Annotated in this window: 9 protein-coding genes; 2 read left to right on the top strand and 7 right to left on the bottom strand. The window is 67.4% G+C overall.

The genetic code is table 11. The features are described from left to right. Window positions 1-11 precede the first annotated feature (11 nt). Window positions 12-938 carry a choline sulfate utilization transcriptional regulator gene (locus EX20_RS28585; protein ID WP_072465479.1) on the top strand — a complete coding sequence of 309 codons (927 nt, stop codon included), beginning with the start codon at window positions 12-14 and terminating at the stop codon, window positions 936-938. Window positions 939-1,119: 181 nt separating this feature from the next. Further along, window positions 1,120-2,004 (top strand): formyltetrahydrofolate deformylase, encoded by an 885-nt coding sequence (gene purU / locus EX20_RS28590; RefSeq protein WP_011880765.1) that lies wholly within the window; start codon window positions 1,120-1,122, stop codon window positions 2,002-2,004. A gap of 124 nt (window positions 2,005-2,128) precedes the next feature. Here the strand turns inward: purU and EX20_RS28595 are convergent, their stop codons facing one another. The 7 genes from EX20_RS28595 to EX20_RS28625 all read right to left on the bottom strand — a co-directional run bounded on the left by EX20_RS28595 (window position 2,129) and on the right by EX20_RS28625 (window position 11,391). Further along, the gene (locus EX20_RS28595; protein ID WP_034195492.1) at window positions 2,129-3,784 is read right to left on the bottom strand and encodes an APC family permease; all 1,656 of its coding nucleotides are present in this window, start codon (window positions 3,782-3,784) and stop codon (window positions 2,129-2,131) included. A gap of 235 nt (window positions 3,785-4,019) precedes the next feature. Continuing rightward, on the bottom strand, window positions 4,020-4,883 hold the full coding sequence (locus tag EX20_RS28600) for a glycine betaine ABC transporter substrate-binding protein (RefSeq protein WP_034195493.1): 864 nt from the start codon (window positions 4,881-4,883) through the stop codon (window positions 4,020-4,022). A 135-nt stretch (window positions 4,884-5,018) separates the two neighbouring features. Continuing rightward, window positions 5,019-6,167 (bottom strand): FAD-binding oxidoreductase, encoded by a 1,149-nt coding sequence (locus tag EX20_RS28605; RefSeq protein WP_011880768.1) that lies wholly within the window; start codon window positions 6,165-6,167, stop codon window positions 5,019-5,021. 29 nt (window positions 6,168-6,196) lie between these two features. Continuing rightward, window positions 6,197-7,438 carry an aromatic ring-hydroxylating oxygenase subunit alpha gene (locus tag EX20_RS28610; protein ID WP_011880769.1) on the bottom strand — a complete coding sequence of 414 codons (1,242 nt, stop codon included), beginning with the start codon at window positions 7,436-7,438 and terminating at the stop codon, window positions 6,197-6,199. A 53-nt stretch (window positions 7,439-7,491) separates the two neighbouring features. Further along, on the bottom strand, window positions 7,492-8,277 hold the full coding sequence (locus tag EX20_RS28615; protein WP_034195494.1) for an electron transfer flavoprotein subunit beta/FixA family protein: 786 nt from the start codon (window positions 8,275-8,277) through the stop codon (window positions 7,492-7,494). Then, the gene (locus tag EX20_RS28620) at window positions 8,274-9,461 is read right to left on the bottom strand and encodes an electron transfer flavoprotein subunit alpha/FixB family protein (protein WP_011880771.1); all 1,188 of its coding nucleotides are present in this window, start codon (window positions 9,459-9,461) and stop codon (window positions 8,274-8,276) included. The genes EX20_RS28615 and EX20_RS28620 overlap by 4 nt, the downstream gene beginning before the upstream one ends. A 4-nt stretch (window positions 9,462-9,465) precedes the next feature. Continuing rightward, entirely contained in the window at window positions 9,466-11,391 is a 1,926-nt protein-coding gene (locus EX20_RS28625) for a (Fe-S)-binding protein (protein ID WP_034195495.1), read from the bottom strand. Window positions 11,392-11,393: the final 2 nt, after the last annotated feature.

The raw sequence follows: 11,393 nt of genomic DNA on the forward strand, positions 1-11,393 counted from the left end.
GTCCGGCTCTTATGGGGCCATTAGAGAGGCTTATGTCGAAATCCGAATCGTTACCGTCGATGCAGGCGCTGCGCGCGTTCGAATCGGCCGCGCGTCTGCAGAGCTTCACGGCCGCCGCGCGCGAGCTCGGCTCGACGCAGCCGGCCGTGAGCCAGCAGGTGTTCCAGCTGGAAGCGGAGCTGGGCGTGCCGCTGTTCGAGCGCAGCCCGCGCGGCGTCACGCTGACGAACGACGGCCAGTGCCTGTACAAAGCCGTGCGCGCGAGCCTCGAGACGCTGCGCGGCGCGACCGCGACGCTGCGCGCGCGCCGCGAGCACGGCGCGCTGACGATCGTCACCGACGTCGGTTTCGCGACCTACTGGCTGATGCCGCGCCTGGCCGGGCTGAAACGCGTGATGCCGGACGTCGACGTGCGCGTCGTCACGTCACAGGATTACGACGTGCAGCGCGATCACGCGGACATCGCGATCCTGTTCGGCGACGGCCACTGGCCGTCGTGCACGGCCGCGCGGCTCTTTCCCGAATCGGTCACGCCCGTCTGCGCGCCGGCGTTCCATGCGGCGCACGCGCACGTCGCGCGGCCCGAACATCTGCACGCGCTGCCGCTGCTGCACGTGCAGCCGACGCACCCGGAGCGCTGGCTGTCGTGGGCCGGCTGGTTCGACGCGCACGGCCTCGACGCGCCGGCCGCCGCGCGCGGCGTGACCTTCAACAGCTATGCGCTGGTGATCCACGCGGCGCTGCTCGGCGAAGGCGCCGCGCTCGGCTGGTCGCCGCTCGTCGACGAGCTGGTCGCGTCCGGGCAACTGGTGAAACTCGTCGACGCGCCGGTCGTCACGTCGCGCGGCTACTTCCTGGTGCGGCCGCCGCAACGGCCCGAGACCGACGCGACCCACGTGTTCCGGCGCTGGCTGCTCGACGCGTGCGCAACGGCGTGACGCGCCGCGCGCGATCGCGCATGGGCGCGGCGGCGCTGGCGCGCCGATACCAGCCACACGGCGGGTTGGTTCTATCCGCCGCGTAATCGTCCTGATTTACTTGAGCCTCCCGCTACCGCGACACGCGGCGCGAAGCCGCGCTGCGCCGCGGCTTCGCGCCCCATGACACCCGAGGAATCCCATGACCGCCGACTCACGCCCCGATCAATTCGTCCTGACGCTGTCGTGCCCGAGCGCGGCCGGCCAGGTCGCCGCCGTCGTCGGCTTTCTCGAGCGCCATCGCTGCTATGTCGACGCGCTGAACGTGTTCGACGACGATCTCAGCAACCACTTCTTCGTGCGCTGCGTGTTTCATCCGACCGACGAGACGCTGCAGATCGACGCGCTGCGCCACGAGTTCGGGCCGATCGCGGCCGCGCTCGCCGGCGACGGCGGCGACACGCAATGGGCGATTCACGACGTCAACGCGCGGCCCAAGGTGCTGATCATGGTGTCGAAGCTCGAGCACTGCCTCGCGGATCTGCTGTTCCGCTGGCGGATGGGCGAGCTGAAGATGGACATCGTCGGCATCGTGTCGAACCATCCCGACTTCGAGCCGCTCGCCGCGCAGCACGGGCTGCCGTTCCGCCATTTCCCGATCACGGCAGATACGAAGGCGCAGCAGGAAGCGCAGTGGCTCGACTTCTTCGAATCGAGCGGCGCGGAACTCGTGATCCTCGCGCGCTACATGCAGGTGCTGTCGCAGGAGACCAGCGCGAAGCTCGCGAATCGCGCGATCAACATCCATCACTCGTTCCTGCCCGGCTTCAAGGGAGCGAAGCCGTATCACCAGGCGCATGCGCGCGGCGTGAAGCTGATCGGCGCCACCGCGCACTTCGTGACCGACGATCTCGACGAAGGCCCGATCATCGAGCAGGTCGTCGAGCGCGTCGATCATGCGCTGCGGCCGGAGCAGTTGCTGGCGGTGGGCCGCGACGTCGAATCCCTCACGCTCGCGCGCGCGGTGAAGGCGTTCATCGAGCGGCGCGTGTTCCTGAACGGCGACCGGACGGTGGTGTTTCCGTAAGCGCGCGCCGACGGTCCCGCTCGGACGCGGGCTGCGCGCAAAAAAATCGACCGGCAAAAGCCGGTCGATTTTTTTTGTCACGTGCACTTCGGTGAAGCGCGCGACGCGTGTCGCGCGCGGTGACTCATTTCACCCAGGCGAAGTAATACGACAACCCGATCGCGAGCGCCGCGCCGACCAGCGACGCATACGGCATCAGGTTCAGCCACATCGCACGCTGCGGCACTTCGAGCTCCATGTCGCGCTGCATCTGGGTGGGGAAGCAGCCGCGATCCTGCCAGTAGTGGCGATACAGGAACACCGGCACGATCAGCAGCATCGCGATCAGCCCGTTGCGCAGCGTCCCGTCGCCCTGCAGGTTCGCACCGGCGCCGACGTAGACGAGATTCGCATAGCCGCAGATCGCGCCGCCGACGAGCAGCCAGGTCGGGCAGCGGAACGGCCGCTCCCAGTTGCCGCGATCCAGCCGGTGGATCCAGCCCGACTGCAGATTCAGGAACACGAACAACATGTAGCAGACGTTCGAGATCGACAGCACCGTCATGTAGTCCGACATCATCAGCAGCACGAGATTGAAGCCGAGATCGGTCCACATCGCGCGCGTGGGCGACCCGTGCTCGTTCACGTGCGACAGGTACTTCGGCAGCCAGCCGTCGACCGATGCCTGATACAGTGTGCGCGACGAGCCCATCATCGACGTCATCACGATCAGCAGGATCGACAGCATCAGCATCACGACGACCGCATTCGCGACCCACACGCCGCCGCCGACGATCTTCGCCATCGCCGCCGCGACGCCGGTGCCGTCGCCGATCGCCGGATCGAGCAGCGCCTGCGTGCCGAGCGCGCCCTGGAACGCCATCGGCACCAGCGTCATCACGACCAGGCACAATGCGCCCGACCAGAAGATCGCCTTCGCGGTGTCGCGGCGCGGATCGCGGAACTCGCGCGTATAGCAGACGGCCGTCTCGAACCCATACGACGCCCAGCCGGCCATGAACATCGCGCCGAGCGCCATCGTGACGCCCTGCCCGTTCCACGTGCCGAACGTCGCGGCCGTGACGTTGCCGTTCGCGTCGTGACCGAGCGGCAGCAGCGGGAGCAGATGCGACATCGGCACGTCGCCGGTGACGAACGGCACGATGCCGACGATCAACAGCGGCGTGAGCGACGCGATGCCGAGGATGCGCTGCGTGCGCGCCGCCTTCGATGCGCCGCTGTGCTGGAGCTTGAACGTGATGAGGAGAAGAATCGTCGCGATGATGAACGTCGCGTTGATTCGCAGGGAGAGGCCGGGCTTGATGAAACCGAGATCGGCGACCTTGAGCTGCCAGTGCAGCACCGCCGCGTCGGCGGGAAAGAGACTCGTGAGCGCGTAGCTCGCCGCGAGGCCGCAGCCGAGCGCGAGCATCGGCGACCACGCGAGCCAGTTGCACCACACTGAAACCGGGGCAATCAGCTTGCTGTAACGGACCCAACCAATCGCGCCGTACACCGACGCGCCGCCCGATTTATGAGGAAATAGCCCCGAAATTTCCGCATAAGTCGCGCTTTGAATCAGCCCCATCGCGATCGCGGCGATCCAGATCGCCCACGCGGGCTGGCCGATCGTCGTGCATACGCCGCCGATCGTGAACAGCACGCCAGCCGGCACGCCGCTCGTCACCCAGAATGCGTCTTTCCATGTCAGGCCACGCTGCAGCGTGTGGCCCGTCGAATCATGTGAGATGGTTGTCTCGACATCGCTGGTGCGATTCGCACGCAGTCCTGCTTGACTCATCCAGTTCCTCCTCTCGATCAGTGTTGGCGCTTTAGCGTTTACGCTGGTTCGATGCAAAGCAGATGACTCCGCACGAGCGCCGTAGTGTAACAACTTGCGGGGTTTTTTGCAGAATCAGCAAAAGAAAGCCGGGATATGGACGCATGGATTCACGATTGTTTCGGATTCCTGCTAGCCATTCCCGGCGTGTCGTCGTGACGATTCGCGGGACGAACCGTCGTGTGCTTATTGCGGCTTATTGCGCGCCTTCGGTCCACGCATTCACGCGGTCCGCATGCGCTGCGATCCATGCGTCGGCGGCCGCATCCGGCTTCGAGCCGTTCTGGATCGCCAGCATCACGCTGTCGATCTCGCCCGGCTTCCACTGGAACTTCTTCAGGAACGCGACGACCGGCTTCGCCTTCGTTTCGAGCTGCGGATTGACGACGCTGTCGACGTGCTCCGCGCCGCCGAACACCTTCTTCGGATCGTCGAGGAAGCGCAGCTTCCACTTCGCGAACATCCAGTGCGGTGCCCAGCCGGTCACGATCACCGGTTTGTTCGCACCGACCGAGCGCGACAGCTCGGCCGTCATCGCGCTACCCGAGCTCGGCATCAGCGTGTAGCTGAGCCCGTAGCTCTTGATCGCCTCGTCGGTCTTGCGCATCACGCCCGCACCCGCGTCGATACCGACGATGCGGCCGCCGAAGCTGCTCTTCTCGGCGTTGAGATCGTCGATGCTCTTCGCCTTCACGTAGTCGGGCACGATCAGGCCGATCTTCGCGTCCGGAAAGTTCACGCCGAGGTCGACGACCTTCGTCTTGTATTCGCTCCAGTAGGAGCCGTGCGTGACGGGCAGCCACGCCGACAGCGTCGCGTCGAGGTCGCCGCGCGCCACGCCTTGCCACATGATCCCGGCGGCGACCGGCACCAGCTGCACGTGGTAGCCGAGTTTCTTCTCGATCACGCGGGCCGCGACGTTCGACGTCGCGACGCTGTCGTCCCAGCCTTCTACGTAACCGATTTTCAGCGTCGGCTTCGTATCCGCGATTGCCGACGCGCTCAGCGTCACCATCGCCGACACTGCGCCGGCCCACAGCAGTTTCCCGAACAGCTTCATGGTCGATCTCCTTGATATGCGCTCACCGCGCGTTGCCTCTCTAGGTTCTTCAACCACAAATCCACGGTATCGCTATTTTGCGACGGATGCTTGTCCGCACGCGACGCGCACGGACGGCCGACGATGCGTTGCGCGCTATTTGTCGATGACGAGATCCGACAGCGGCTTGCTGCAGCAGAGCAGCACCATGCCCTGATCGATCTCGCGCTGGCGGATGCCGCCGTTGTGCTTCATCTCGACCTGCCCCGACACGAGCTTCACCTTGCAGGTGCCGCACATGCCCTGCGTGCACGATGCCGGCAGCCGCACGCCAGACTGGCGCGCCGCGTCGAGCACGTGCTGCTCGGAGCCGCACGAGATCTCGCGGTTGCTCTTCGCGAAGCTGACGGTGTACTGCTTCGTCGCGACGTCGCCGCCGTCGGCCGCGGGCACGAGTTCGGCGAGCACGTCGTCGCTCGCGGTCTGCGCGAGCGTTTCGAACGAGAAGCTCTCCTCGTGATACTGCTTGCGGTCGAAGCCGGCCTCGTCGAGCAGGTCGCGCACGGCCTTCATGTACGGCGCCGGCCCGCACGTGAAGATCTCGCGCTCCATGAAGTCCGGCGCGATCAGCTTCAGCAGCGGCAGCGTCAGGAAACCCGTGACGCCCGGCCAGTTGGTGCGCGCGCCGACGCGCTCGACGACGAACGACGTGCGGAAGTTCGTGTGGTTCGATGCGATCAGGTCCAGCTCGCGCGCGAAGATGATGTCGTCCGGCGTGCGCGCGCTGTGTACGAACATGATGTCGCGATCCTCGGCGAGATCGTGGTGCGCGCGGCTCATCGACATCAGCGGCGTGATGCCCGAGCCGGCCGACAGGAACAGATACTTGCGCGCCGGATGCCGCGCGCAGGTGAATTCGCCGGCCGGGCCGAGCACGCGCACCGGCGCGCCCGGCTGCAGGTTGTCGTGCAGCCAGTTCGACACCTTGCCGCCCGGCACCCGCTTGACCGTGATCGAAATCGTGTGCGGCCGCGCGGGCGACGACGAGATCGTATAGCAGCGATTGATCGTCTCGCCGTCGATGTCGAGCTCGAGCGTGATGAACTGCCCGGGCTCGAACGAGAACGTACGGCCCTGCGGCGAACGGAAGAAGAAGCTCTTCACGTCATGCGTTTCCTGCCGCACGTGGCAGCACACCAGCGTTTCCTCGACGTCGCTCGTCCAGCGCTCCGGCAGCGCGTTCCAGAACGCCGGGTGCGTGACCCGGCTGTCCACCGGCTCGAAATTGGCCGCATCTCGCATCATGTCTTGCTCCGCTTGTCCGCTGCTGGATACTATGCGCCGATCTTTTCGGCGAGCCGGGCGATGTACCAGGCCGAGAATTTTTCGACGAGGCCTTCCGTGTACGGCGAATACGGGCCGGGCTCGTACGCGCTGCTGCTCGCGCCGCGCTGCGAGAATTCGACGAGCGCGCGATCCTGGTCGTTGGTCGCATTCCACACGGCCGTGAGGTTCTTCACGTCGTAGTCGATGCCTTCCTTCGCGTCCTTGTGCACGAGCCACTTGGTACGCACGAGCGTCTTGCCGGCCGACAGCGGAATCACCGAGAAGCTGACGATGTGGTCGCTCATGAAGTGATGCCACGAATTCGGCTGCGTCCAGAACGACAGGCCGCCGAGGTCGGCCTGTTCGAACTTGCCGAGCAGCTTCTTCGACGCGACTTTCGCGTCGAGCGTCTGCGATTCGCCGCTGCGGTCGAGCGGCAGGCGCTGCGTGCGGAAACCGGTCACGTCGAGCAGCTTCTCGATCTCGGCGGACGGCAGGCCCATCTCGGCCCATTCCTTGCCGCGGCGCACGCAGGTTTCCGCGAACGCGTCCATGCCTTCGGCGTTCGCGTCGGAGCGCTGGTAGCCGAAGCCGTATTCGTACAGCGAGATCGTCAGCTCCGGATGGTTCGCGACGCAGTGATAGCACTCGCGGTTGTTCTCCATCGTGAGCTTCCAGTTGCCTTCCTCGATGATGTCGACCTGTGCGGCGATCTTCGCGTTCGGCAGATCGTGCGGCAGCATGTACGGCTCCATCTGCGCGCGCAGCTGCGCGAAGTCGGCCGGCGGCTCGTCGGCGAGGCACACGAAGATCAGGCCCGCGAGGTTCTGCACGTGCACCGACTTCAGGCTGTGCTTGCAGCGGTCGAACTGCTCGCCCATGTGCTCGGCGAACATCAGCTGCCCGGTCAGGTTGTAGGTCCAGCTGTGGTACGGGCACACGATGTTGCCCACCGAACCCTTGTCCTCGTTGCACAGGCGCGCACCGCGGTGGCGGCACACGTTGTGGAACGCGCGGATCTCCATGTCGTCGTCGCGCACGATCAGGATCGAGTCGCTGCCCAGCTCGACGGTCACGTAGTCGCCCGGCTCCGGGACGTCAGGCTCGACCGCGACCTGGATCCAGTGCTGGCGGAAGATTGCCTCCATGTCGAGCGCGAAAATTTCCTCGCTCGTATAGAACGGTGCCTCGAGGCTGTAGCCTGCCTTGCGTCGTTCGATCAGTGCGCGAATGTCTGCCGATACTTTCATCGTTTGCTCCGGATTCCTTGCATCCCTGGGTGGTTGCCGACAGGCCCCAAAAATCAGTAGTCGATGAGCTGATGCTCGCGCAAATACGCGAGGATCACTTGTGCTTTTTCGACTGAACTCCCTTCATTTACGACGTTCCCGCCGCGGCTTTCGGTCGTCGTCGCGGACAGCATCCGCGCGTGCCCGGAGCGCTTCTCGGCGGCGACCAGTTTTACGGGTTTACGCTCGACCGGACCGACCTTCCACGCGGCCGCCTCGGCATCCGCGCCGCTCGACGCGAGCGCCGGCCGGATCGCGCCGGCCCGCAGCCGCGCATACGCGTAGCGCGGCTGCGCGTTCGCGAGCGGATGCACCGCGACGACCGCCGGCAGCGCCGTGTCGACCCGGCGCCGCAGCCCCTTCGGCAAGAATTGCCGGACCGCCGCGCGGCCGGCGTCCACCGTCACGTCGACGGCCGCACCGACCAGCGGGTAGCCGAGCGTCGCGGCGACGCGGTACGGCAGCATGCCGGTGTCGTACGCGCCTTCAGCGCGGGTGCCGGTCAGCACGAGGTCGTAGCCTTCGACGCGGGCCGCGAGCGCGTGCGCGGCGTCGTCGCCGTCGCGGCACGCGAGCACCTCGACCTCGCGCGCGCCGAGCGCGAGGTATTCGGCGAGCGCCTGATTGGCGGGGTCGCCCGCATGGACGACGTCGAGCTGCGCGCGGTGCCGCTCGGCGAGCTGGCGGCCAAGCTCGAGCGCGGCCGCGTCGTTGCGGCTGTATCGTGCGGTGCCGCTGACCGGATGCCGGCCCACGGACACGAGCACCGCGATGCGTTGCAACTGGCGGGGGGCGTTCATGCTGCGACTCCTTCCGTTTCACGGGCGCCGACCGCGGCCGGCGATTGTCCACGCGCAGCGCGCGCGGCCTGCACCTGTTCGATCAGCGCCGAGATCGTCGCCTGCGCGTCGCCCACGACCGTCAGGTTCGCGCGCTTCGCGATCGGCGCGCTGCCGTCGAGGTTGACCGCGATCACATGGCGGCAGTCCTTGATCCCCTGCAGATGCTGCACCGCGCCGGAGATGCCGAACGCGATGTACACGCTCGCCTCGACCGTCTTGCCGGTCGCGCCCACCTGCTTGTCGCGCGTGAAATGGCCGTTGTCGACCGCGACGCGGCTCGCGCCGATCGCCGCGCCGAACACGCCGGCAAGCCGCTCGAACGCGGCGATGTCGGACACGCCGTTGCCGGCCGACACGATGAAGTCGGCTTCCTCCAGCGCGACTTGCGCCGCGTCGATTTCGTCGAGGCCGAGGTCGCGATAGGCGTCGGCCGCACCGGCCGCGCCGGCCGCGTCGCCGGTCGGATGAATGAAGTCCGCAGCCAGGCGCTCGCCGGCGCCGACGAACGGCAGCTTCGGCTCCACCGCGTTCGGCGCGAGCAGGATCACGTCGGGCAGGTCACGGGTGGCGAACGCGCGGCCCGCGTGCGCATACGCGCCGACGTGCTTCGCGTCGATCTCGACCACATGGGTCGCGACGCTCGCGCCGGCCGCCGCCGCGTAGCGCCGGCCGAGATCGCCGTCGCCCGTCGCGTTGTCGGGCATCAGCACGTGCTTCGGCGCGAGCGCGGCCGCACAGGCCTGCAACGCCTGCAATTCGCTTTCGGGCGCGAACGCGCGACGGTCGAAGCCGGTCAGCTCGACCAGCTTGTCGACGCCGAGCGCGGCCGCGTCGTCTTTCAGTTCGCCGAACGCCAGCAGCGCGACTTCCGTCTGCGCGTCGGCGAGCACCGCGGCGGCGGCGATCGCTTGCCGCGCGTGGTCGTCGAGCGCGCCGCGCTCGGTGTGCGCGACCACCAGCATCACGTGCTTCGGGTCCTGCACCGCGCGGCGCGGCTTCGCGGCCGCGCCGCCATGACCGTGCGCGGACCACTGCGCGGCGCTCGCGTCGGCGCTGCCTTCCTCGCCGAGCGTGATGCGCTTCAGGCCGGCAGCCGTGATGATGAACGGCCGGCGCGGATCGATTCGTTTGATCGGGTTCATCGATTCACTCCAGCGAGGCGGCAACGAGTTCGGCTACGTCGAGCACATCGGGGCGCGGGCCCACGACGCCTTCGAGCATCGCCGTGCAGTTCGGGCAGCCGACCGCGACCACGTCCGCACCGATCGCGCGCGCGTCGGCGATGCGGATGTCGGGAATGCGCTGCTTGCCCGGGATGTCGGTCAGCGGCGCACCGCCGCCACCGCCGCAGCAGCGCCCGCGCATGCCGTTGCGCTCCATCTCGACGACCTGGATGCCGATCTTCTTCAGCAGCTTGCGCGGCGACTCCGTCTCGCCGTTGTAGCGGCCGAGATAGCACGGATCGTGGTACGTGGTGCGCTTCTCGCGCAGCGCATCGACGGCCTTCGGCGCGATCTTGCCGCTGTCGGCCAGCTCCGCGAGGTAGGTCGTGTGATGCTTGACCGTCACGCGCAGCCCGAGCGCGCGATACTCGTTGCGCAGGCTGTGCATCACGTGCGGATCGGCCGTGACGATCTGCTGGTACGACAGCGCGCCGAGCGTGCCGATCAGACGCTTCGCCATCTGCTGGAACGTCGCTTCGTCGCCGAGGCGGCGCGCCACGTCGCCCGTGTCGGTCTCGGCGCCGCCGAGCACCGCGTAGTCGACGCCCGCCTTGTTCAGCACCTTGATGAACGCACGCAGCGTGCGCTGGTAGCGCATGTCGAACGCGCCTTCACCCGCGACGATCAGCACGTCGACCGGCTTGCCCGCTTGCGCGATCGGCGCGTTCAGGTCGACCGACCAGTCGTAGCGCGCGGCCGTGTCGTAGCCGCCCATCGTGCCCGTCTCGCGCAGGTTCGCGAGCACCTCCTGGCCCTTGCCCGGCACCGTGCCGTGCACCAGCGTGCGGTTGCGGCGCAGGTCGACGATCGCGTCGACGTGCTCGATCAGCATCGGGCACTCCTGCACGCATGCACGGCAGGTCGTGCACGACCACAGCGTCTGCTCTTCGATCAGGCCCGACACGATCGGGCCGTTCGGCTCGCCGCGATGCTGGCCGACCGGGATGCCCGGGTACGGGCTGCCCGCATACGCGGCATCGGTGCCGCCGGCCATCCCGACGACCAGATCCTGGATCAGCTTCTTCGGGTTCAGCGGCTGGCCCGACGCGAACGCGGGGCACGCGGCTTCGCACTTGCCGCACTGCACGCATGCGTCGAAGCTCAGCAGCTGGTTCCAGCGGAATTCGACCGGCTTCGCGACGCCGTACTCGTCGTGTTCGATATCGGGCAGCTTCAGCGCGGTCGGCGGCGTCGCGGTGCCGTTGCCGGTGAACGATTCACGGGTGGCCGCGAAACGTTCCTGACGCGGGTGAAACGCGAGGTGCAGCAGCCCGGCGATCGCATGCTTCATCGGGCCGCCCTTCGCGGCGCCGACCGTCATCGTGAACGCGCCGGCCGCGATCAGCAGCGCGCAGAGCAAGGCGAACGCGCCCGACATCGCGCCGGTCGGCACGACCATGAACAGCACGAGGCCGAGCGCGAACGAACCGAGCATCCACGGCAGCGTGTTCCACGGGCCGCGCGACAGCCGGGCCGGCACGTTCTTCGCCGCACGACGGCGCCACACGAACACCGCGCCGACCAGCATCGCGAGCGCCGCGACGAAGATCAGCCGGTCGAGCCACGGCGAATAGATCGCGAGGCCGTAGTTGACGAACACCAGCGCGAGCGCGGCGATCGCGCCGCCCGCGGTCGCGACGTGGGTCTTCGCGATGTACGGATCGCGGGCGACCACGTGGTGCAGGTCGACGAAGTAGCGCTTCGGAATCGCGAACAGGTTCGCGACGCCGAACGAGCCGGGCGCCGTCGCGCGCCCGAGACGCCAGTAGGACGAGCGCTTCGCGACCGCGAACACGAGCCCCGCCACCGACAGCCACAGCAGTGCTGTAATGAGGAAAGCCGGATTCATCT

The sequence above is a fragment of the Burkholderia sp. WP42 genome, from assembly GCF_000745665.1.
GTDB lineage: Bacteria > Pseudomonadota > Gammaproteobacteria > Burkholderiales > Burkholderiaceae > Burkholderia > Burkholderia vietnamiensis.

Excerpts from the sequence above, each read along its gene's own strand:
- EX20_RS28585 (WP_072465479.1), top strand. The coding sequence starts at position 12 with ATGGGGCCATTAGAGAGGCTTATGTCGAAATCCGAATCGTTACCGTCG.
- purU (WP_011880765.1), top strand. The coding sequence starts at position 1,120 with ATGACCGCCGACTCACGCCCCGATCAATTCGTCCTGACGCTGTCGTGC.
- EX20_RS28595 (WP_034195492.1), bottom strand. The coding sequence starts at position 3,784 with ATGAGTCAAGCAGGACTGCGTGCGAATCGCACCAGCGATGTCGAGACA.
- EX20_RS28600 (WP_034195493.1), bottom strand. The coding sequence starts at position 4,883 with ATGAAGCTGTTCGGGAAACTGCTGTGGGCCGGCGCAGTGTCGGCGATG.
- EX20_RS28605 (WP_011880768.1), bottom strand. The coding sequence starts at position 6,167 with ATGATGCGAGATGCGGCCAATTTCGAGCCGGTGGACAGCCGGGTCACG.
- EX20_RS28610 (WP_011880769.1), bottom strand. The coding sequence starts at position 7,438 with ATGAAAGTATCGGCAGACATTCGCGCACTGATCGAACGACGCAAGGCA.
- EX20_RS28615 (WP_034195494.1), bottom strand. The coding sequence starts at position 8,277 with ATGAACGCCCCCCGCCAGTTGCAACGCATCGCGGTGCTCGTGTCCGTG.
- EX20_RS28620 (WP_011880771.1), bottom strand. The coding sequence starts at position 9,461 with ATGAACCCGATCAAACGAATCGATCCGCGCCGGCCGTTCATCATCACG.
- EX20_RS28625 (WP_034195495.1), bottom strand. The coding sequence starts at position 11,391 with ATGAATCCGGCTTTCCTCATTACAGCACTGCTGTGGCTGTCGGTGGCG.